Origin of the sequence: Speluncibacter jeojiensis (assembly GCF_029589495.1) — a bacterium.
In the GTDB taxonomy this organism is placed as follows: Bacteria; Actinomycetota; Actinomycetes; order Mycobacteriales; family Mycobacteriaceae; genus Speluncibacter; species Speluncibacter jeojiensis.
The window spans coordinates 121585-142883 of record NZ_JAAIVF010000001.1 but is presented as its reverse complement, the minus strand read 5'-3'; the positions used below and the strand labels follow the sequence as shown (position 1 = coordinate 142883).

At 70.7% G+C, this 21299-nt stretch carries 23 protein-coding genes and 1 tRNA gene; 14 read left to right on the top strand and 10 right to left on the bottom strand.

The genetic code is table 11. The features are described from left to right. Positions 1-25: 25 nt before the first annotated feature. Entirely contained in the window at positions 26-1141 is a 1116-nt protein-coding gene (locus tag G4X40_RS00680; protein WP_277829526.1) for an HtaA domain-containing protein, read from the bottom strand. An 89-nt stretch (positions 1142-1230) separates the two neighbouring features. Beyond that, positions 1231-2271: an ABC transporter substrate-binding protein gene (locus G4X40_RS00675; protein ID WP_277829525.1), complete on the bottom strand. Its 1041-nt coding sequence runs from the start codon at positions 2269-2271 to the stop codon at positions 1231-1233. A gap of 345 nt (positions 2272-2616) precedes the next feature. Between G4X40_RS00675 and ctaD the strand changes: the two genes are divergently transcribed. The 3 genes from ctaD to G4X40_RS00660 all read left to right on the top strand — a co-directional run bounded on the left by ctaD (position 2617) and on the right by G4X40_RS00660 (position 6449). Continuing rightward, complete coding sequence (ctaD, locus tag G4X40_RS00670; protein WP_277829524.1) at positions 2617-4341, top strand: aa3-type cytochrome oxidase subunit I; 1725 nt, start codon at positions 2617-2619, stop codon at positions 4339-4341. A gap of 120 nt (positions 4342-4461) precedes the next feature. Next, positions 4462-5691, top strand: coding sequence for a phosphoserine phosphatase SerB (serB, locus tag G4X40_RS00665; RefSeq protein WP_277829523.1), 1230 nt, complete (start codon positions 4462-4464; stop codon positions 5689-5691). Beyond that, on the top strand, positions 5688-6449 hold the full coding sequence (locus tag G4X40_RS00660) for an aminoacyl-tRNA hydrolase (RefSeq protein ID WP_277829522.1): 762 nt from the start codon (positions 5688-5690) through the stop codon (positions 6447-6449). The genes serB and G4X40_RS00660 overlap by 4 nt, the downstream gene beginning before the upstream one ends. Before the next feature lie 299 nt (positions 6450-6748). On the opposite strand, the gene G4X40_RS00655 is transcribed toward G4X40_RS00660, so the two are convergent. Further along, the gene (locus tag G4X40_RS00655; protein WP_277829521.1) at positions 6749-7426 is read right to left on the bottom strand and encodes a hypothetical protein; all 678 of its coding nucleotides are present in this window, start codon (positions 7424-7426) and stop codon (positions 6749-6751) included. Positions 7427-7741: 315 nt separating this feature from the next. On the opposite strand from G4X40_RS00655, the gene G4X40_RS00650 reads away from it, so the two are divergent. After that, positions 7742-8227: a pyridoxamine 5'-phosphate oxidase family protein gene (locus G4X40_RS00650; protein WP_277829520.1), complete on the top strand. Its 486-nt coding sequence runs from the start codon at positions 7742-7744 to the stop codon at positions 8225-8227. Continuing rightward, positions 8224-9222 carry an NADPH:quinone reductase gene (locus G4X40_RS00645; RefSeq protein ID WP_277829519.1) on the top strand — a complete coding sequence of 333 codons (999 nt, stop codon included), beginning with the start codon at positions 8224-8226 and terminating at the stop codon, positions 9220-9222. The genes G4X40_RS00650 and G4X40_RS00645 overlap by 4 nt, the downstream gene beginning before the upstream one ends. Positions 9223-9232: 10 nt before the next feature. Here the strand turns inward: G4X40_RS00645 and G4X40_RS00640 are convergent, their stop codons facing one another. The 3 genes from G4X40_RS00640 to G4X40_RS00630 are packed head-to-tail and all read right to left on the bottom strand — an operon-like array spanning position 9233 to position 13248. After that, on the bottom strand, positions 9233-11275 hold the full coding sequence (locus G4X40_RS00640) for an ATP-dependent DNA helicase (RefSeq protein ID WP_277829518.1): 2043 nt from the start codon (positions 11273-11275) through the stop codon (positions 9233-9235). Between the two features lie 9 nt (positions 11276-11284). Further along, on the bottom strand, positions 11285-11932 hold the full coding sequence (locus tag G4X40_RS00635) for an isochorismatase family protein (protein WP_277829517.1): 648 nt from the start codon (positions 11930-11932) through the stop codon (positions 11285-11287). Next, on the bottom strand, positions 11929-13248 hold the full coding sequence (locus tag G4X40_RS00630; protein WP_408642080.1) for a nicotinate phosphoribosyltransferase: 1320 nt from the start codon (positions 13246-13248) through the stop codon (positions 11929-11931). The genes G4X40_RS00635 and G4X40_RS00630 overlap by 4 nt, the downstream gene beginning before the upstream one ends. A 100-nt stretch (positions 13249-13348) precedes the next feature. Here G4X40_RS00630 and clpS point away from each other — a divergent pair, with 100 nt between their 5' ends. The 8 genes from clpS (at position 13349) to rdgB (ending at position 19322) form a co-directional block, all read left to right on the top strand. Beyond that, a complete protein-coding gene (clpS, locus tag G4X40_RS00625) occupies positions 13349-13645 on the top strand; it encodes an ATP-dependent Clp protease adapter ClpS (protein WP_277831183.1) in 297 nt (98 codons plus the stop codon). 63 nt (positions 13646-13708) lie between these two features. Then, positions 13709-14323 (top strand): oxidative stress transcriptional regulator AosR, encoded by a 615-nt coding sequence (gene aosR, locus G4X40_RS00620; RefSeq protein ID WP_277829515.1) that lies wholly within the window; start codon positions 13709-13711, stop codon positions 14321-14323. A 4-nt stretch (positions 14324-14327) separates the two neighbouring features. Continuing rightward, positions 14328-15431: a P1 family peptidase gene (locus G4X40_RS00615; protein WP_277829514.1), complete on the top strand. Its 1104-nt coding sequence runs from the start codon at positions 14328-14330 to the stop codon at positions 15429-15431. Between the two features lie 45 nt (positions 15432-15476). Next, on the top strand, positions 15477-16145 hold the full coding sequence (locus G4X40_RS00610; RefSeq protein WP_277829513.1) for a rhomboid family intramembrane serine protease: 669 nt from the start codon (positions 15477-15479) through the stop codon (positions 16143-16145). After that, complete coding sequence (gene murI, locus G4X40_RS00605; protein ID WP_408642079.1) at positions 16142-16954, top strand: glutamate racemase; 813 nt, start codon at positions 16142-16144, stop codon at positions 16952-16954. The genes G4X40_RS00610 and murI overlap by 4 nt, the downstream gene beginning before the upstream one ends. A 137-nt stretch (positions 16955-17091) precedes the next feature. Further along, positions 17092-17886 carry a cyclic nucleotide-degrading phosphodiesterase gene (locus G4X40_RS00600; protein ID WP_277829512.1) on the top strand — a complete coding sequence of 265 codons (795 nt, stop codon included), beginning with the start codon at positions 17092-17094 and terminating at the stop codon, positions 17884-17886. A 13-nt stretch (positions 17887-17899) separates the two neighbouring features. Continuing rightward, positions 17900-18694, top strand: coding sequence for a ribonuclease PH (gene rph / locus G4X40_RS00595; protein WP_277829511.1), 795 nt, complete (start codon positions 17900-17902; stop codon positions 18692-18694). Positions 18695-18698: 4 nt separating this feature from the next. Then, entirely contained in the window at positions 18699-19322 is a 624-nt protein-coding gene (gene rdgB, locus G4X40_RS00590) for an RdgB/HAM1 family non-canonical purine NTP pyrophosphatase (RefSeq protein WP_277829510.1), read from the top strand. Between the two features lie 71 nt (positions 19323-19393). Here rdgB and G4X40_RS00585 read toward each other — a convergent pair whose 3' ends face one another. Both G4X40_RS00585 and G4X40_RS22905 read right to left on the bottom strand, forming a co-directional pair. Continuing rightward, entirely contained in the window at positions 19394-19756 is a 363-nt protein-coding gene (locus G4X40_RS00585; protein ID WP_277829509.1) for a DUF3817 domain-containing protein, read from the bottom strand. Beyond that, on the bottom strand, positions 19753-20274 hold the full coding sequence (locus tag G4X40_RS22905) for a transcriptional regulator (RefSeq protein ID WP_277829508.1): 522 nt from the start codon (positions 20272-20274) through the stop codon (positions 19753-19755). The genes G4X40_RS00585 and G4X40_RS22905 overlap by 4 nt, the downstream gene beginning before the upstream one ends. 148 nt (positions 20275-20422) lie before the next feature. Between G4X40_RS22905 and G4X40_RS00575 the strand changes: the two genes are divergently transcribed. Further along, positions 20423-20507, top strand: a tRNA-Leu gene (locus G4X40_RS00575). A 12-nt stretch (positions 20508-20519) separates the two neighbouring features. Here the strand turns inward: G4X40_RS00575 and G4X40_RS00570 are convergent. Together G4X40_RS00570 and G4X40_RS00565 are read right to left on the bottom strand one after the other, a co-directional pair. Then, complete coding sequence (locus G4X40_RS00570; protein WP_277829507.1) at positions 20520-20645, bottom strand: hypothetical protein; 126 nt, start codon at positions 20643-20645, stop codon at positions 20520-20522. Between the two features lie 82 nt (positions 20646-20727). Continuing rightward, positions 20728-21051: a hypothetical protein gene (locus tag G4X40_RS00565; protein WP_277829506.1), complete on the bottom strand. Its 324-nt coding sequence runs from the start codon at positions 21049-21051 to the stop codon at positions 20728-20730. Between the last annotated feature and the right edge of the window lie 248 nt (positions 21052-21299).

Sequence of the window (21299 nt, the reverse complement as noted above, 5' to 3'; positions counted from 1 at the left end):
ACCGGCCGGGCGCGCGTGTCGTTGCTCAGTACCGGAAGGTCACCGGCGCGGCGGGCTGCCCGGAGTAGGGGAGCAGCACCGTCGGTTGCAGCGGAGCGGTGAACGTCGCCGGGACAGCGGCCCAGTCGTGCCGGGCGCCGTCGGCTCCGGTGTCCAAGCGCGCGACACGGATCCGGGTCAGTGAATCGGTGCCCACCGTGTCGCCGGTGGAGGTCTGTGCCGACAGCCAGGTGCCGTTCGGGGTGAACTCCACCCACGGGTCGCGCAGCGCGATCTCGAGCAGGTGGAACCTGGTGGAGGACACCACGGTTCCGCGATAGCGCACGGTGCCGTAGCCGGTCGCCGGGTTCACTTCCGAGCCCGCCAGCGCGAACGTCAGCTGCCCGTCCTTGCGGACGGCCGCGCCGCCGCTGCCGACGACCGCGCCCTGCGTGGTGCCGGTGACGAGGTCGGTGTAGCCCGGGGCCACGCCCCACACCATGTCCTCGGCCGGCGCCTGCGGCGTGTTCGGTCCGGGCGCCGGGTCGAAGTTGATCGGCACCGACAGCTCCTCGTCCGCGGCGACCGCGCCGGCCGCCGCGTACGTGTAGATGCCGTACCGGCCGTCCGCGGGCACCGCCGGCGGTGCCTTGATGGTCAGCTTCGCGGTGAAGGTGCCGTCGTCGTCGAGCGGGACCCACTGCTGACGGATGGTGCGCTGCAGGTCGAACGGTGCGCTCGGCACCCGATCGAGCGCGCGACGCGACAGCACCCAGGACATGCCGCTACGGGTTACCTCGCGCGAACTCTCCGGGGCGCCCTGCGAGGGTCGCCACTCCGGCGCGAAGGCGCCGAACGCGACGAAGGTGCCGTGCGGCACGCCGGGCGGCACCGGCACCGGCCAGCCTCCGGTGTCGGCGTTCGGATCGAAACCGCGACCCTTCACGACCACCTGGTCGCCGGGGTGCACCGAGGTGTCGCCCAGCGGGGTGACCGCGTCGGCGGCGAAGACCTCGATCGAGGGAGCGGAACCGGCACCGGGCGTGGTCGGCGCGGCGGAGGCGACGGCGGGTGCGGTCAGTGCTGCGGTCGCGGCGATCGCGGCGGCGGCAACCAACCGGAGACCACCGAGGCGTCGTCGGGGGCGTGAATCAACGATCATGGCTCGCATCATCACACCGGCTCGGCAATATTGGCAAGCCTAGCCTAATAATCGGGACCTAGGGCTCTGTGGGCCCCGTCACCCCCGGGTCACCCTACGTAGTTGTTCAGTGACAACCGCAGGTCGTCGACGATGTCGCGGGCGGCGACCAGCCCGACCCCGTGGATCCAGATCTCGTCGCTGACCGCGAAGGTGCGGTTGAGCGAGCCGCCCAGGTCCTTCCAGGCGTCGGTCTCCATCACGTCCTTGCCGTGCGAAAGGCCTTGCGCCCCGGCGAAACTGGTGTAGATGACGTCGCCATCGGCCTCGGACAGCCGGCCGGTGTCGATCTGGACGTCGGGGTGGTCGGTGAAGCGCTGCGGTGCCGGGCGCTGCACGCCGACGTCGGTGAGGACCTGGCCTGCGAAGCTGGCAGGCCCGTACAGCTCGATTGCGTCACCGGTGAACCGCACGATCGACGCCTGGGTCTGGGTGGCGTGCAGGTCCTTGCCCGCCGCGGCGGAGTCCTGATCGAATCGGTCGAGCAGGTCCTGGCCGCTCGCCGCGCGGCCGAGGGCGGCGGCGTCGACCAGCAGGGACTGCCGCCACGCCGTCGGTGAGGTGTCGACGAGCACGGTCGGGGCGATCGCGCTCAGCCGGTCGCGCAGCTGCGGGGTGGCGGACGCGGCGCCGAGGATCAGGTCCGGCTTCAGGTCGGCGATGCGGCCGAGGTCGGGGGCGGCGAGCGTGCCCACCGCCGGGACCTTGCCGATGACCGGCCCCAGGTACTCCGGCTGGCCGCCGCCCGCGTTCAGGGTGGCCGCGCCGACGACCCGGTCCTGCAGGCCCAGTGCGCACGCGGCGTCGAGCTGCGACGGATCGAGCACCACGATCCGGGTGGGATCGGTCGGGACGGCGGTGGTGCCCGCGGCGTCGGTGACCTGGCGGGTCGCGCCCGTCGTTCCGGCTGGGTCGACGGGCGCGGTCGGCCCGCACGCGGTCTCGGGGTGACGCGCGTTGCCGAGCACCTCGGCCCCGGCGACCCGGGTCGTGCTCTTGACGATCGAGCTCTCCTGTTGGTCGATCGTCGCGGTGGTCGAACAGCCCGCGAGTGTCACCGCCGCGAGCAGTGCCACGGCGGTCGTGGACATCGCGACGGCGGCCCGGCCAGGGCCGCGGCGACGCGCGGGAACGCGACGCCCGGGAGATCCGGCGGGGATGTGGGGACGAACGGGCACGGAACTCTCCCAGAGGTGACCGGCGGCGGGGTTGCCGCGCCGAGGTTAACACCCGGTCCCGCGCGGTCGTGATCGTGAACCTGCTGGCACGGACGGTGCCCGCAGACGGGGTCCGCGAGCGGATACCAGCCAAATACGACGTTCCGTAGGACCGGGTCCGAGGGGGTTCGCGACGGGGTTTAAGCTTCTCCGCAGCGCAAGGGAAGAGGACGTTCGCCCGGGTATGCCGGATGCGGACGCACAGTCAGGAGGAGCAGTGTGACCGCGGTAGCGCCCAAGCCGGTACTTGCCAGGCCATACCCGCCCAGGCAGGGTCTCAAAGGCACCTTCATCTACAAGATGATCACGACCACGGACCCGAAGGTCCTGGGCATCATGTACATGTTCACGGCCTTCTCGTTCTTCCTGGTCGGTGGACTCATGGCGCTGCTGATGCGCGCCGAGTTGGCCCGCCCCGGACAGCAGTTCCTGTCCAACGAGCAGTTCAACCAGCTGTTCACCATGCACGGCACGATCATGCTGCTGATGTACGCGACCCCGATCGTGTTCGGTTTCGCCAACTACATCCTTCCGCTGCAGATCGGCGCCCCCGATGTCGCCTTCCCGCGTCTGAATGCGTTCAGCTACTGGCTGTACCTGTTCGGTTCGCTCATCGCGACCGCCGGCTTCATCACCCCCGGTGGTGCCGCCGACTTCGGCTGGACCGCCTACACCCCGCTCTCGGATGCGCTGCACTCCCCGGGTTCCGGTGCCGACATGTGGATCCTGGGCCTGGCCGTCTCCGGTCTCGGCACGATCCTCGGCGGCGTCAACATGATCACCACTGTGATCTGCCTGCGCGCGCCCGGCATGACGATGTTCCGCATGCCGATCTTCACCTGGAACATCTTCGTCACCAGCGTGCTGATCCTGCTGGCCTTCCCGCTGCTAACCGCGGCGCTGATGGGCCTGGAGGTCGACCGCAGATTCGGTGCGCACCTGTTCGACCCCGCCAACGGCGGCGTCATGCTCTATCAGCACATGTTCTGGTTCTTCGGCCACCCCGAGGTGTACATTATCGCGCTGCCCTTCTTCGGCATCGTCTCGGAGATCTTCCCGGTGTTCGCCCGCAAGCCGATCTTCGGCTACAAGGGCCTGGTGTACGCGACCATCTCCATCGCCGCCCTGTCGGTTGCGGTGTGGGCGCACCACATGTACGCCACCGGCGCCGTGCTGCTCCCGTTCTTCAGCTTCATGACCTTCCTGATCGCGGTTCCGACCGGTGTGAAGTTCTTCAACTGGATCGGCACCATGTGGAAGGGCCACATGACGTTCGAAACGCCGATGCTGTTCTCGGTCGGCTTCATCGTCACCTTCCTCTTCGGCGGTCTGACCGGTGTGCTGCTCGCCAGCCCGGCGATCGACTTCCACGTCAGTGACACCTACTTCGTGGTGGCGCACTTCCACTACGTGCTCTTCGGCACGATCGTGTTCGCCACCTACGCCGGCATCTACTTCTGGTTCCCGAAGATGACCGGACGCATGCTCGACGAGAAGCTCGGCAAGTGGCACTTCTGGACCACCTTCCTGGGCTTCCACGCCACCTTCCTGGTGCAGCACTGGCTGGGCAACGAGGGCATGCCGCGGCGTTACGTCGACTACCTGCCCACCGACGGGTTCACCACGCTGAACACGATCTCGACGATCGGTGCGTTCATCCTCGGCGCCTCGACGCTGCCGTTCATCTGGAACGTCTTCCGCAGCTACCGCTACGGCGAGGTCGTCACCGTGGACGACCCGTGGGGCTACGGCAACTCGCTCGAGTGGGCGACCAGCTGCCCGCCGCCGCGGCACAACTTCACCGAACTGCCCCGCATCCGTTCGGAGCGCCCGGCGTTCGAGCTGCACTACCCGCACATGGTCGAGCGCATGCGCGACGAGCTGCATGTCGGCGGCGGCCACGGACACAAGTCCGAGGAACTGGTCGACACCAGCGCCCGCTGACCGGTTCGGCACCGGCAACGAGCTGACGGACATCCGTTCGCACCGGAACGGCCCCACCCGCATTCGTCTGGGTGGGGCCGTTGCGGTTGGATGGGGGAGTACGAGGAGGCGTTTGACCTGATGAAGGCGACTGCGACGACGGTGCTGTTGACCGTCACCGGACCGGACAAGCCCGGTGTCACGTCGGCGATCTTCGCTGCCCTGACCCGGCACGGCGTGAACCTGCTGGACGTCGAGCAGGTCGTGATCCGCGGCCGGCTGACCCTGGGCGTGCTGGTGTCCTGCAAGGACGATCCGGAGGCGCTGCAGGAATCGGTCGAGCAGGCCGCGGCGACGGTCGGGATGAACGTCCACGTCGAGGTCGGCGCCGACCACAGCGCCGCCCACGCGATCCCCACCCACGTCGTGGTTGTGCTCGGCCGGCCCGTCACCGCTCGCGCGTTCACCGCGGTGGCGCGCAAGCTTGCCGAGGTCGGCGCCAACATCGAGACCATCCGCGGGGTGGCGGACTACCCGGTGACCGGGCTCGAGATGCAGGTGACCGCGGCCGGGGCGAGTGTGCGTTCGGACGCGGACCTGCGCTCGGCGCTGGCCGAGGTGGCCGCGCGCGAGGGCGTCGACATCGCCGTCGAGCGGGGCGGACTGGCCCGTCGCGCCAAGCGCCTGATCGTCTTCGACGTCGACTCCACGCTGATCCAGGGCGAGGTGATCGAGATGCTCGCGGCCCGCGCCGGCAAGGAGGCCGAGGTGCGGGCGGTCACCGAGTCGGCGATGCGCGGCGAGATCGACTTCGCCGAGTCGCTGCACCAGCGGGTCGCGGTGCTCGCCGGCCTTCCCGCCTCGATCATCGACGAGGTGGGCGCCGAGATCACGCTGACGCCGGGGGCGCGGACCACCATCCGCACGCTGCGCCGGCTCGGCTACCACTGCGGCGTCGTCTCGGGGGGCTTCCGCCAGGTCATCGACGGCCTGGCGCACGAGCTGGAACTGGACTTCGTCGAGGCGAACACGCTGGAGATCGTCGACGGTGTGCTCACCGGGCGGGTCGTCGGGACCGTCGTGGACCGGGCCGAGAAGGCACTGGCGCTGCGGCGGTTCGCCGCGCAGGCCGGCGTCGGCCTGGAGCAGACGGTCGCGGTCGGCGACGGCGCCAACGACATCGACATGCTCTCGACCGCGGGCCTGGGCGTCGCGTTCAACGCCAAGCCGGCGCTGCGTGAGGTCGCCGACGCGGCCCTGAACTACCCGTTCCTCGACGCGGTGCTGTTCGTACTCGGCATCACCCGCGACGAGGTCGAGGCCGCGGATGCGCTCGACGGCGGTGTCCGCCGGGTGCCGATCCCGGAATGACCCTGCCAGACCCGGACGAGCCGTCCACCAGTTCCCCAGCGACGTTCGGGGAGCGGCACGCGCTGCTCGCAGGCGGCTACGGGCACCGTGAAGATCCGGCGGACCCCGCCGAGGTCCTGGCCATGCCGATCGTGCTGCACCTGCCGAAGGTCGAGCCGCCCGCGCGCAGTGCTCTGCTGGCCGCCGCGGCCGTCGCGGCCGTCGCGCTGTGCCTCGACGAACGCAGCGGTCCGGGCGGGCCGTGGCATCCGGCGCTCCTCGCGTGGACCGACGCGCGTATCCGTAAGGTCACCCGGCGTGCCCGCGGCGCCCAGTGGGACACCGCGCAGCAGGTGGACGGGCTGACCGTCGAGGTCGACGGCGCGCGGGCACGGGCGCTGGTCCCGGGGCCGGTGGGCGAGTTGGACCCGCGTATCCGCAAGATGCAGATCGGTGGCACCGACCTGGCCCCCGACGAACCGGGCGATCCCGAGCCGGGGCTGCCGGTGCTCTGGGTGAACGCGGCGCTGCAGATGACCGTCGGCAAGGCGGCCGCGCAGGTCGGCCACGCGTCGATGCTGCTCGCCGGGGCGATGAGCGTCGACCGGGCGCAGCGATGGTCGGAGCGTGGCTACCGGTGTTCGGTGCGCGATGCCGACGGGGCGCGGTGGATGCAGCTGTGTCGGCTGGTCGCGGACGGACGCGCGGTGGCGGTGCGGGACGCCGGGTTCACCGAGGTGGCGCCGGGCTCGATGACGGTCATCGCCGTGGTCGGCTGACCGCGTGTCCGGGGCCGGCTATGTGCGCCCACGCCGATCGAATCGGTGATCCGAATCGTCGAGAGCGATGGCGACACCTGAGTCGGTTGCACCGATCAGAGCGAGCACGATCGCGCGAATGGGAGAACGGATAGATTTCGCGTACGCGGGCGATGATCCCGAATGGGAGTCCTACGTTGAGCGGAGTCAGATCGCGCTCGCGGTCTTGGAGGGGGATGCTGCGGAAGCCATCGGCGTGGCATTCACGCTTGTCGCGAAGGAGAACCTTCCCGGTGACGGGAACTGGATGGCTGGTCCACTCAACCTGGGTCGTCGGATACGGCCTGATCTACCCCACCGAGCCAGGGTCGTCGTCGACGTCGGCGGCCAAGTACTCTCGAACGTCTTTCCGGTGGATGCGTTTCCGGCAGATCCGCTTCGACCTTGGTTGTCGGGCGGTAGCGGACGGTCAATGCCTCTCCGTCGAGCTGACAGCTTTCCCACACATAGGTTCGATGAGAGAGTTTTGCAGCAAGCGTGAGTTCGTCCGCGAGTGTGCTCAAGACTTGCAGCCCCCATGCCGACAGGCTCACGGGCGAGCACCCGCTGGACACATGTGCGGCAGGGAGGACATCGCCGTCGCTGTCGAGCCTCGAACGGAGCGCGTCATCATTCGTCGGCGCGAGCTTCTGTGGGTACGCGGTGGTTCCGCCGACCCCAGCGCGGACCCAATCGAAGTCATCCGGGGCCGGCCCAGGTCGTCGGATCGAACCGAACTGTGCCGCTTCGCGCACTCCGATGGCCAGATCAAGCTCGATGTCCTCGGCCTCGAAGCTTCGCGCGGAGATGCTCGGCAGGCGCCGAGCGGCCGAAGGCAGCCGGCCGTGCGCACGGAAATCAGCGAGCTGCTCGTTGATCTCGCTGCGGTGCGCGTCGAGCTCCCGGCCGTGACGTTCCGTGATCTGGCGAGCAAGCCTCTCCGCTGGCAGTTCGTTCATGCCCTAACTCTGACGCATAACTGGAGGTCAGGCACGCGACCAACCCGATCAGCTACGGGAGGGTTCCAGCGATCTGTGGATCTTGGTCGCCGTGATCACCTTTGGTCTGGAACCACGACGAAGCACTCACCGCGCTCTGCAATCATCTCGGCCGAGTACGCGTGAAGAGATCCGGCGCATAGTGGATGGCGATGTGGCATGCACGCGGGCTTGCGGCCAGCCCGGACGGTCGCGAGAGCGGCCGGGGCCATTGTGGAAGCGGCGGCCGATGCGTGCCGATGTCGAGAAAGGAAACTGATGGCTGACACAGATCCAGTGACTGATCCGAAGACCGGTCCCGTGATCGACGACGACATGCGGATGATCGTGGAGGATGCCCGGCTGTCCTTCGTGGCGACGGTGTGCCCGGACGGCTCGCCCAACCTGTCGCCGAAGGGTTCGATGCGCGTCCGCGACGACGAGCACATCGCCTTCATGGACATCGCCTCTCCCGGCACCATGGCGAACCTGGCGCACGACAACCGGATCGAGATCAACTCGATCGACTTCATGCGACGGCGCGGCTACCGGTTCAAGGGCACCGCCGAGTTCCGCGAGCCCGGCGACGAGGTGTACGAGTGGCTGCACTCCTGGCTGCTCGACCTCAACGGTCCCGGCTATCCGGCCCATCGTGCGGTGCTGGTGCACGTGGACCGGGTGCTGCCCGTGTTGTCGCCCGCCTACACCTTCGGCGGCGCGGACGAGCGGACGCTGTCGCAGGCGTGGGCCCGCACCTACGGCCTTCCGGGAGCACAGGCTTGAGCCCGGCCGGCGACGTCCCGGCGCAGATGACCGCTGCGTACATCACCGAACCGGGAACGGCCGACGCCATCCGCGTCGGCCCGCTGCCGACACCCCGCCCGGCCGCCGACCAGGTGCTGGTCCGCACCGAGGCGCTCGTCGTCAACCACGTCGACACCTTCGTGCGCTCGGGCGCCTACCGGACCGCGCTGCCGTCGCCGTTCGTGATCGGCCGGGACCTGGTCGGCACGGTCGTGCAGGTGGGCTCCACGGCGACCGGCTTTGCCGTGGGCGACCGGGTCTGGTGCAACAGTCTCGGTCACGGCGGCCGCCAGGGCTCGTTCGCGCAGTACGCCGCCGTCCCCGCGGAGCGGCTCTACCGGCTGCCCGACGGGGTCGATGCGGAGTCGGCGGCCGCGGTGCTGCACACCGCGGCGACCGCGCATCTGGGGCTGTTCCGTGAGGCGGGCCTCCGGGTGGGCGAGACGATCATCGTCGGGGGAGCGGCGGGAGGCGTGGGCAGCTGCGTCGTCCAACTGGCCGCGGCCGCGGGTGCGCGGGTCATCGCCACCGCCCGGCCCGAAGACGCCGATTGGTGCCGGGGTTGCGGCGCAGCGGAAGTGGTGGACTACCGCGACCCGGAGTTGTTCGCGCGGCTGGCCGAACTGGCACCGGACGGCGCGGACGTCTACTGGGACAACGCGGGCGTGCACGACCTCGAGCACGCGGTGCCGCTGCTGGCCCGCCGCGGCCGGATCATCGCGATGGCAGGCATGTCCACCATGCCGACCCTGCCGGTTGGGCAACTGTACGTGCGCGACGCGAGCATCCGCGGGTTCGCGATCAGCAACGCCGGCGTCGACGATCTGGCCGCCGCCGCGAAGGTCGTCAACCATGGCCTGAAGTCGGGAATCCTCAAGGCGCGCATCGCAGACCGGCTGCCGCTGGCTCAGGCGGCGGACGCACACCGGCGGCAGGAAGCCGGACCACACGGCCGGATCCTGGTCGTGCCCTGACGGATTCGTGTCAGGAAGTGCGCAGGCGTTTCAGCGCCCCGCGCACCACGGCCGGATCGCTCGTCTGCCAGAACGGCGGCAGCGACGCCCGCAGGTACCCGCCGTAGCGGGCGGTGCTCAGCCGCGGATCGAGGATCGCGATCACACCCTTGTCGTCGACGCTGCGCAGCAACCGGCCCACGCCCTGCGCCAGCAGCAGTGCGGCGTGGTTCGCAGCGACCGCGAGAAAGCCGTTGCCGCCGCGGGATTCGACTGCGCGCTGTCGTGCGGTCAGCAGTGGATCGTCCGGCCGGGGGAACGGGATGCGGTCGATGATCACCAGCGACAGCGACGGTCCCGGCACATCCACGCCCTGCCACAGCGACAGTGTGCCGAACAGTGAGGTCTGCTCGTCATCGGCGAAACGCTGCACGAGTTGACCGGTTGCGTCCTCGCCCTGGCAGAGCACCGGGGTGTCGAGGCGCTCGCGCATCGCCTCGGCGGCGGCCTTCGCGGCGCGCATCGACGAGAACAACCCGAGGGTGCGCCCGCCGGCGGCGGTGATCAGCTCTGCGATCTCGTCGAGGTAGGCGGGGGAGAGCCCGTCACGTCCGGGCGCGGGCAGGTGTTCGGCGGTGTAGAGGATCCCGGCGCGGGCGTGGTCGAACGGGGAGCCGACGTCCAGCGAGTTCCAGCCGACCTCGTCGGAATCCGACGGGGCCTTCTTGCCGGTCGCCAGCGCCGGGTCGACCACCACACCCGAGGAGGACGGCAGACCCCAGGCCGCGGCGAGGCCGTCGAAGGATCCGCCGACGGTCAGCGTCGCCGAGGTGAGCACCACCGTCGACTCGCCGAACAGCCGGCTGCGCAATAGGCCCGCCACCGACAGCGGCGCGATGCGCACCACCCGCCGGACGGTGCCGCGGATCTCGTCGGCCGACAGCCACACCACGTCCCGGCGCTTGGACGGGTCCGGCTCCTCGAACGCGGTGAGCACCCGCACGGCGGTGTCGTGCACCTCCTCGAGCGCGGCGAGCGCGGTGTTGCGGGCGGCCGCGGCCTCCGGCTCGGCGGTCACCATGCCGGGCTTGACGGGACCGACGGCGGTGTAGGCGGCCCAGGCGGCGTCGCGCACAGCGGCCAGCGCGGGACCGGCGCCGTCGGGCAGAGCCTCCCAGCGTCCCGGTGCGCATTCCTCGAGCAGCAGGCCCCAGTTCTCGGCCGCGGCCTCGAGCCGGTCGACGTCCTGCTCCTCGATCAGCTTGACGCAGCGGCGGGCGGCGACGCTGGCGGTCGACGCGGCCAGTTCCGCGGTCGCGATGCCGGTGACCCGGTCGACCAGCTCGTGGGCCTCGTCGATGACCACGACGTCGTGCTCGGGCAGCACCGACACCTCGGTGATCGCGTCGATCGCGAGCAACGCGTGGTTGGTGACCACGACGTCGACCTTCGACGCGAGCGCGCGGGCCTGCTCGGCGAAGCAGTCCTCGCCGACCGGGCAGCGCGACTTGCCGAGGCACTCGCGGGCGCTGACACTGACCTGCCGCCACGCCTGGTCGCTGACACCGGGCACCAGCTCGTCGCGGTCGCCGGTCTCGGTCTGCGACGACCACTTGGTCAGCCGCTGCACCTCGCGGCCCAGCCGGGAGACGGCGAACGGGTCGAACAGCTCCGCCGGCTCGTCGGGCTCCGGCGCGGCGCCGGTGTGGATCTTGTTCATGCACAGGTAGTTGCCGCGGCCCTTGAGGATCGCGAACTCCGGGGTGCGGTGCAGCGACGACTTCAACGCCTCGGCGAGCCGCGGCAGGTCGCGGTCGACCAGCTGGCGCTGCAGCGCGATGGTCGCGGTGGAGACGATCACGGTCCGTCCCGAGGTGACCGCGTGCGCAATGCTGGGCACCAGATACGCCAGCGACTTGCCGGTGCCGGTCCCCGCCTGCACGGCCAGGTGCTCGCCGGACTCGATCGAGTGGGCGACCGCGGAGGCCATCGTCAGCTGGTTCCGCCGCTCCGCGCCCCCGAGGGAACGCACCGCCACGGCCAGCAGTTCGGGGACGGGTGGGAGTTCGGGCACCCGCACAGACTACTGGCGGTGCCGGTGCCTGCTGCCCGGACCGCGACGGCTCGCACCACGGCGCCGGGTCGGGGCCGTCCACCCGCCGCCGACGAGCTTCACCCCGGCGCCGTGCATCGCGTCCAGTGCCGCGCGCGTGGTGTCCGGCGCCACCGCGGCCGTGTAGTCCAGCAGCACGCGGGTGTCGAAGCCTTCCCGGACCGCATCCATCGCGGTCGCACGCACGCAGTGGTCGGTGGCGATACCGACCACGTCGACGGCGTCGATGCCGGTGTCCTGCAACCAGTCCGAGAGCGAGTCGCCGTCGGAGGACGCGCCCTCGAAGCCTGAATACGCGGCCGCGAATGCGCCCTTGCCGAAGACCTCCTGCACCGCCGAGACGTCCAGGGCCGGATGGAACTCGGTTCCCGGAGTGCCGACCACGCAGTGCGGCGGCCAGCTGTCCCGGTAGTCGGGGCGGTCGGAGAAGTGCGGTCCCGGGTCGATGTGCCGGTCCGCGGTGGCGACGATCGCGGCGTACCGCGGTCGGCCCGGCGTCGCCAGGTACTCGCTGATCGCCTCCGCGACCGCCGCGCCACCGGTGACCGCCAGCGAGCCGCCCTCGCAGAAGTCGTTCTGGACGTCGACGATGATCAGCGCCCGCGCCGGCCCGGTCATGCGCGCTCCTCGGCGACGAAGCGGGTGGGGACGGCGGGTTCACCGTGGGTCAGCCGCAGCCCCTCCCACGGCAGCGTGACCAGCGATCGCAGCAGCAGGTCGCGGGAGTCGTCGAGCGCGGGCCGGTGACCGACCGGCTCGCCGCCGCGCAGCAGCGGAACCTGCAACTCCCGCGCCTCCAGCGTGCCGGTGGCAGGCGGCGTCGAGTCGGCGGGGTAGACGACCTCCTCGACCACGGTGCCGGTGTCGCGGGCGGCGCGCAGCGCACGTTTGACGCCGCCGCGCGAGGCTTTGCTGATGCTCCGCTTGGCGACCGGGATGCCGTCGACCTCGACCAGCTTGTAGACCATCCCTGCGGTGGGGGCGCCGGAGCCGGTGACCAGCGAGGTGCCGACCCCGTAGGCGTCGACCGGCTCGCCGCGCAGCGCCGCGATGGCGAACTCGTCGAGGTCGCCGGAGACCACGATCCGGGTGCGGGTCGCGCCGAGGTCGTCGAGTTGCTTGCGTACCTGCCGGGCCAGCACCCCGAGGTCGCCGGAGTCGATGCGCACCCCGCCGAGGCCGGTTCCGGCCACCTCGATCGCGGTCTGCACGCCGCGGGTGATGTCGTACGTGTCGACGAGCAGCGTGGTGCCGATGCCGTGGGCGGCGACCTGCGCGCGGAACGCTGCGGCCTCGTCGGCGCCGTCGGCGGTGGTGTGCAGCAGCGTGAACGCGTGCGCGCTGGTGCCGGCGCCGGGGATGCCGTGCCGGCGCACCGCCTCGAGGTTGGAGGTGGCGGCGAACCCGCCCAGATAGGCGGCGCGGGCGCTGGCGACGGCGGCCTCCTCGTGGGTGCGCCGTGAGCCCATCTCGATCATCGGCCGATCACCCGCGGCCGAGCGCATCCGCGCCGCCGCCGACGCGATCGCGCTGTCGTGGTTGAGGATCGACAGGATCAGCGTCTCGAGCAGCACGCACTCGGCGAAACTGCCGCGCACCGACAGGATCGGCGAACCCGGGAAGTACAGATCGCCCTCGCGGTAGCCGTCGATGTCGCCGGCGAATCGGAACGCCGCCAGCCAGTCGAGGGTGTCGCGGTCGCAGAACTCGGCGACCGAATCGAGCTCGGCGGGGCCGAACCGGAACCGGGTCAGCTCGTCGAGGAGCCGGCCGACGCCACCGACGACGCCGTAACGGCGACCGTCGGGCAGCCGGCGGGCGAAGACCTCGAAGCCGCAGCGTCGCTGCGCGGTGCCGTCGCGCAGGGCCGCGGCCAGCATCGTCAGCTCGTATTGGTCGGTCAGCAGCGCGGTGCTCGACGCGGGGGTGCTCACCTGTCCCAACTTACGGCGGCACCGGCGAATTCGGCTCGCCTGGACCCGGATGGGGGTCAAGACCGGCCCGACGTCGTACCCTTGATGCATGGCGGTACCCATGCCTGCGACACCGATGGCCACGCCTGAGGTGGAGGAGTTCGTCGACGAACTCGAATCCATCGACAAGCCGTGGGTGACCGTGGTGTGGGACGATCCGGTCAACCTGATGCATTACGTCGCGTTCATCTTCCAGAAGCTGTTCGGCTACAGCAAGGCCAAGGCCAACGAGTTGATGCTGAAGGTGCACAACGAGGGCAAGGCCGTCGTGTCGTCCGGCTCGCGCGACAAGATGGAGAACGACGTGCGTCGTCTGCACGCCGCAGGCCTGTGGGCGACGATGCAGCGCGGTGAATGACGGCGTGGTGAATGACGGCTGATCCGCCGCCTCGACCGATGACCACAGGAGTGGGGGAACGCATTGCGTGCGTGGACCAGGAAGAATTCGCTCGGCGGCGTGAAGCTGCGCACGGAGATGGATGCGCACGAGGCCGCCGTCCTGCGTTCACTGGTGACCTCGCTGGTCGGCCTGCTCGACGCGCGTGAGTCCGAGACGCCGCAGGACGAGCTCGCGGTGCTGACCGGCCTGCGTTCCGGCCCCTCGACCCCGCCCGACGACGCGGTCCTGGCGCGGCTGCTGCCCGACTTCCACCGGCCCGAGTCCGACCTCGGCGACGAGGCACAGTCCCGCACCGCAGACGAGGTCGCCGACGAGCGCCGCGCGGACGCGGCCGATGTCAACGGTGCGCTGCGCAGCCTGCACGAACCGGAGATCATCGACGCCAAGCGGCAGGCCGCGACGATGCTGCTCGACACGCTGCCCGAACGTGGCGGCAAGATCGCGCTGATCCCCGAGCAGGCCCACGGCTGGCTGAACGCGCTCAACGACGTGCGCATCGCGCTCGGGACGATGCTGGGGATCGACGCGGACACCCCCGACGAACTGCCCGAGGACGACCCGCGCCGGGCCGACATGGACGTCTACCACTGGCTGACCTGGGTGCAGGACACCCTGCTGTTGGCCCTGATGGACTGACCACGTGACGGCGGCGACGCGTCACGGGCCGCGCAATGCGATCACCGATGTCTCCGGGGTGCTCGTCGGTCACCATCACCGCCTCGATTCCGACGCGGCCCTGGGCTCGGGCTGGGCCACCGGCTGCACGGTTGTGCTGGTCCCGGGCGGCGGGGTCGCCTCGGTGGACGTGCGCGGGGGAGGCCCGGGCACCCGCGAGACGGACCTGCTCGACCCCAGCCACACCGTGCAGCAGATCGACGCGGTGCTGCTGACCGGCGGCAGCGCCTACGGGCTGGCCGCGGCCGACGGGGTGATGCGCCGGCTCGAGGAGCAGGGCCTGGGCATCCCGATGGGTGGCCCCGAGGCGGTCGTACCGATCGTCCCGGCGGCGGTGATCTTCGACCTCCCGGTCGGCGGTTGGCGCGAGCGCCCCGATGCGGGCTTCGGCTACCGCGCCGCGCAGCAGGCCGGGGAACTGTTCGACAGCGGGTCGGTCGGCGCCGGCGTCGGCGCCCGCGCCGGGTCGCTCAAGGGCGGTGTCGGCACGGCCAGCGCGTTGCTGGACCTGCCCGGCGTCGGCGCGGTCACCGTCGGGGCGTTGGTGGTCGCGAACCCGGTCGGTTCCGTCTTCGACCCGGCGACCGGCCTGCCCTGGGGAGCGTCCGCCGAACTCGACGGCGAGTTCGGGTTGCGCCCGCCGGACCCGGCCGAGGTGGCCGCGGCGAACGGCACCCCCGCGAAGGGGACGGTCCTCAACACCACGATCGGCGTCGTCGCCACGGACGCCGTGCTGACCAAGGCGGGCTGCAAGCGACTCGCGGTCGCCGGACAGGACGGGCTGGCCCGCGCGGTCCGGCCCGCGCACTCGCCACTGGACGGCGACACGATCTTCGCGGTGGCCACCGGCACCGGCGGGTCCGCCCCGGACCGGACGGTCTCCGGGGTGCCCGCGGCCTTCCCGGCGGAGCTGGCACTGCTCGACGCCGTGTGCGCGACCGCCGCGACCTGCGTCGAGCGGGCCATCGTGCACGCGGTGCTGGCGGCGACGTCGGTCGCAGGCATCCCGGCTTACCGCGATGTGCTCCCGTCGGCCGTCGATCCGGTGCGGTCGCGCGGCACCCAGTAGCGTGGAGCCTGATCGCAGGCAGCGAAAGGGCGGTGCGAGACCCTCATGACGACACCTTCCCCGGGCGCCGGACCCGTTCCGCCGTTGCCCGCAGCGTCGGGGCCGCCGGTCTCGCGCAGCCGGTGGCAGATGGCCGCGATGACCATCGGTGTGTTCGTCGCCGTGCTGTACGTGGTCGAACTGATCGACCTCGCCACGGACGAGCGCCTCGACTCGAACGGCATCGTGCCGCGCCGCCTCGACGGCCTCTGGGGCATCCTGTTCGCCCCGCTGCTGCACGACGGCTGGGGACACCTCGCCGCGAACACACTCCCGCTGCTCGTGCTGGGTTTCGTGATGCTGATGGCCGGATTCGGCAAGGCGCTCGCGGCGACCGCGATCATCTGGCTGGTCGGCGGCTTCGGTGCCTGGCTGCTCGGTGGATCCGGCACGGTCGTGGTCGGTGCCTCGGGGCTGGTCTTCGGCTGGCTCGGGTATCTGCTCGCTCGCGGCCTGTTCACCCGGGACCTGCGCGAACTGGCCGTCGGGCTGGTGGTGCTGGTCGTTTACGGCGGACTGCTCTGGGGTGTGCTGCCCTCGGATCCACGGGTGTCCTGGCAGGGACATCTGTGCGGCGCGGCGGCCGGGGTGCTGGCCGCCTGGCTGCTCTCCGCGGACGTGCGGCGGGACCGCCGCCGGCGGGCTGTCGGCGGCGCCGCGGCGGTGGGCCGGTGACGCCGGCGGTGGCGTCGCGGCCGGACCCCTCGGGCGCGATCGGCATCTTCGACTCCGGCGTCGGTGGCCTCACGGTCGCGCGCGCGGTCATCGACCAACTCCCCGGCGAGGACATCCGCTATGTCGGTGACACCGCGAACGGGCCGTACGGCCCGCTGACCATCCCCGAGGTGCGCCGCCACGCGCTGGCCGTCGCCGACGACCTCGTCGAGCAGGGCGTCAAGGCACTGGTCATCGCCTGCAACACGGCGTCTGCCGCGTGCCTGCGCGACGCCCGCGAACGGTATCCGGTGCCGGTGATCGAGGTCGTGCTGCCGGCGGTGCGCCGCGCCGTGGCCACCACCCGGACCGGGCGGATCGGCGTGATCGGCACCCGGGCGACCATCGCGTCGCGCGCCTACGAGGACTGCTTCGCCGCCGCTCGCGACACGACCATCACCACGGTCGCGTGCCCGCGGTTCGTCGACTTCGTCGAGCGCGGCATCACCAGCGGACGCCAGGTGCTCGGGCTCGCGCAGGGATACCTCGAACCGCTGCAGGAGGCCGACGTCGACACGCTGGTGCTCGGCTGCACGCACTATCCGCTGCTGTCCGGGATCCTGCAGTTGGCGATGGGCGATCACGTGACGCTGGTATCGAGCGCGGAGGAGACCGCGAAGGACGTGCTGCGGGTGCTGACGGAGCAGGAGTTGCTGCGCGAACCGGGCGACGCGGCACCGACGCGGTCGTTCCGGTCGACCGGTGATCCGCACATGTTCGCGCGTCTGGCGGCGCGGTTCCTCGGGCCGCAACTGGTGCCGGTCGGCTGAGTCCGCGCGGCCTCGGCCCGCCGGTGGCGACGGGATCGCCGCCGCCTGGGTCACACCGTTCCCGCCATTGTGACCTGACGCGGCAAAATGGCGGGGAAGTTGTTCGGGACCACGACCGTCGTGGCAAAGTGACGGCCATGCGGTTAACCGTCTTGGGATGTTCGGGCAGTGTCACCGGACCGGATTCGCCGGCCTCCGGTTACCTGTTGACCGCGCCCGGCACCTCGCCGATCGTCCTCGATTTCGGGGGTGGAGTGCTGGGTGCGTTGCAGCACTTCGCGGACCCGCGGGACGTGACGGTGCTGCTGTCTCATCTGCACGCCGACCACTGCCTCGACATCCCGGGGCTGCTGGTGTGGCGGCGCTACGGCCCGGGCGAATCGACCGGCCGCGCACCGATGTACGGCCCGGAGGGCACCGCGCACCGCATCGGCGTCGCGTCCGCCGAGGTGCCCGGCGAGATCGACGACATCTCCGACACCATGGACCTGCGCATCTGGGAGGACCGGGTGCAGGTGCAGATCGGCGGCCTGTCGATCACGCCGTACAAGGTGAATCACCCGTCGGAGTCGTTCGGCTTCCGTATCACCGACGCGTCCGGGCGCGTGCTCGTCTACAGCGGTGACACCGCGGTCTGCGACGCGGTTGTCGACATGGCCCGGGGGGCCGACGTGTTCCTCTGCGAGGCGTCGTGGACCCATGCGCCCGAGGAACGGCCCGAGGGCATCCACCTGTCCGGTCTGGAGGCGGGGCAGATCGCGCAGCGCGCCGGCGTCGGCGAACTGCTGCTCACCCACATCCCGCCGTGGACCTCGCGTGCGGCGGTCCTCGCCGAGGCGCAGTCGGCGTTCTCCGGTCCGGTCCATCTCGTCTCGCCCGGCGAGCAGTTCGCCGTCGAGCACGTCGGCGCGCACGAATCCCTCAGCGGTTAGCTAGGCTGCTCGCGTGACCACACGAGCAGACGGCAGGGCGGACGACGAGCTCCGCGAGGTCAAGATCACCCGCGGCTTCACCAGCCACCCGGCAGGGTCGGTGCTGGTGGAGTTCGGCAACACCCGGGTCATGTGCACCGCGAGCGTCGAGGAAGGCGTGCCGCGCTGGCGCAAGGGCTCCGGACTGGGCTGGCTCACCGCCGAGTACGCGATGTTACCGGCGGCCACCCACACCCGCAGCAGCCGCGAATCGGTCAAGGGCAAGGTCGGGGGACGCACCCAGGAGATCAGCCGGTTGGTCGGCCGGTCGCTGCGCGCCTGCATCGACCTCGCCGCGCTCGGCGAGAACACCATCGCACTGGACTGCGACGTGCTGCAGGCCGACGGCGGCACCCGCACCGCAGCGATCACCGGCGCCTATGTGGCGTTGTCCGACGCGGTGACCTACCTGGCGGCCGCCGGCAAGCTGAGCGACCCGCAGCCGCTGTCGTGCATGATCGCCGCGGTCAGCGTCGGAGTCGTCGACGGCCGCGTGCGCCTGGACCTTCCCTACGAGGAGGATTCGCGCGCCGAGGTCGACATGAACGTGGTCGCCACCGACACCGGGACGCTCGTCGAGATCCAGGGCACCGGCGAGGGTGCGACCTTCCCGCGCTCGACGCTCGACAAGCTGCTCGACTCGGCGCTGGCCGGCTGCGAGCAGCTGTTCGCCGTCCAGCGCGAGGCGCTCGCCGCACCGTATCCGGGCGTGCTGCCGGAGCCGGACCCGGACGCGCCGAAGAAGAAGGCCTTCGGCAAGAAGGACTGAACCGGTGAACCGCAAGATCCTCGTCGCGAGCCGCAACGCGAAGAAGCTCGCCGAACTGCGCCGTGTCATCGAAGCAGCCGGCATCACCGGGCTCGAGGTCATCGGCCTCGACGAGGTGCCCGAGTTCCCCGAGACCCCCGAGACCGGGGCGACCTTCGAGGAGAACGCGCTGGTGAAGGCCCGCGACGGCGCCCGCGCAACGAAGCTGGTGTGCGTCGCCGACGACTCCGGGCTCGCGGTCGATGCGCTGAACGGCATGCCGGGCGTGCTCTCGGCCCGGTGGGCCGGTCGTCACGGCGACGACGCGGCCAACACCGAACTGCTACTGGGCCAGCTGGCCGACGTGCCGGACGATCGCCGCGGCGCCGCATTCGTGTCGGCGTGCGCGCTGGTCGTCCCGGGCAACTTCTCGCCGGTCGGCGACGAGGTCGTGGTACGCGGTGAGTGGCGCGGATCGATCACCCGAAAGCCTCTCGGCGACAACGGGTTCGGCTACGATCCGGTGTTCATGCCGGAGGGTGGGGAGCGCACGTCGGCTCAGCTCGAGCCGACGGAGAAGGACGCGCTCTCGCACCGTGGCCGCGCGCTGGCGCAGCTGGTGCCGATGCTGCGCCGCATCGCCGGCTGAGCTTCCCGACGAACCGAGTTTCTCGACGGACCGAGTTTCTCACCGGGCAGGCCCCGGCGAGAAGCGGACGGTCAGAGCTGACGGCCCTCGCGCACCGCCTTGGTGACGTAGTGCTCGGCGACGAACGACATCAGCGGGATGGTGCCGGCGATCAGGATCAGGATCGCGCTGATCGGGCGCCACCGGACCTTGATGGCCATGTCGACGCTGACGAGCAGATACGCCATGTACAGCCAGCCGTGCGCGATGCCCACGTACTCGGTCATCGTGGTCGCCCAGCTGGTGTCTGCTCCGTACTTGAAGATGACCGCGACGGTCAGCAGCAGCAGCATCACACCGGTGACGTAGGCCATCACCCGGTAGCGCAGCAGCGCACTGGAGATCCGTTTGGGGATCTCCGAGACGGGGGCGGCGACATTCGTCGTCTCGGTCATCGCGTGGTCCTCTCCGTGTCGCGAGCGGCAAGCCTCGCGAGGTAATCGTTGTACTCGAGCATCGCGCGATTCTCGGGGTCGTCCGGATCGCGGAGGTCGGCCGCGGCCATCGGCGTCGCGGGGCGCGCCGGCAGCACGCCGGCGGGGATCTCGGTCGCCGGGTGCTTCTGCGCCGGACGCTTCTCGGTGGCTGTCGTGGCCTTCGCCGCGGACGCCGATTCCTGGGCTGCCCGGATGGATGCGAGCTGATCATCGGCCGGCGCGGTGAGCGTGGTGCCGCCGGCCTCCTGCTCGAGGTCCTCCGCGTGCTGGCGTTCGAGTTGCACGAAGCGGCGATAGCCGTAGACGAAGAACACTGCGAACAGCGGCCACTGCAGCGCATAGCCGAGGTTCTGATAGGTGCCGGCAGACGACTCGAAGCGTTGCCACTGCCACCAGCCGAGGCCCAGGCACGTAGCGGCCGCGAGCAGGACGAAAAGGATCAGCGAGATCCGGTGCTGTCGACGGGTACGGGCCACATCTCGACGGTACCTGCTGTGTGGAACCCCAGGTATTGCGACTTCGTCACACGCGCACGGGCGCCGGGGGAGGTGACGGGCACCGCCGACGGGGGTGGGGGCGGGATTGGCACGCGCGCGGGCGTGGACCGTAGGCTGTGACGCGCACGCGCGAGTGGCGGAATTGGCAGACGCGCTGGATTTAGGTTCCAGTGTCTTCGGACGTGGGGGTTCAAGTCCCCCCTCGCGCACCACGGGATCCGCGCTCAGGCGCGGGCCAGGTTCAGCCGCAGTCGCGCGCCCATTGCGCACAGCCGCCCGGACGCGGTCGTCGAGACGACGGAGCCGGCGAGCATCATCGGCAGTCGGTAGCAGGCCCTCAGGTATCCCATGGCGCCACGGTAGCGCCGAGAGTTGGCGCGGCACAGGGCCGAAGGACCCTTTGACAGCTTCCCCGAAGGAGTGGGACCGCGGTCAGCGGGTGGCGGCGCCGACCAGTGCGCGCCGTGCGCCCGTCCCGGTCGCGGCGATGCGGCGGCGCGGAGCGGCCGGCCGTCCGGTGTCGCACAGCCGCTGCGACACGAGCCGTTCGACGGTCTCGAGCTCGCGTGACGCGGCGAGCAGGTCGTCGAGCGCGGCGCGCAGCACGTCGGCCTCCGACCCGGAACCGACGAGGTCGACGTCGAGCCTGCCGAGCGCCTTCTCGACCCTTGCGAGATGGCGGTGCCATCGGGCGGTCAGTGCCGCGGGGACGGGGGAGTTGCCGGGGATCGGGGACGAATCGCGGGTCTCACTCATCGGTTCCGCTCCTGCCTCGTCGGGCTGTGGACCGCCGCCGGGATCACCCTCCGGGATTTCCCGCGCCGCGGGTCGTTACCTGTCGGTGACGCTACGCCGGACCGATGCGCCGAAGGGCATGCCGCGTCGGCGTGTCGTCGGCCGAGTCGGACACCCATTCAGATAACAATTTGATAACTATTGATCGCGAGGGTCGTCCTCGGACGGGCTGTTCGGTGCCCGGTTCTGACCTGCAGGGACTACGTGAG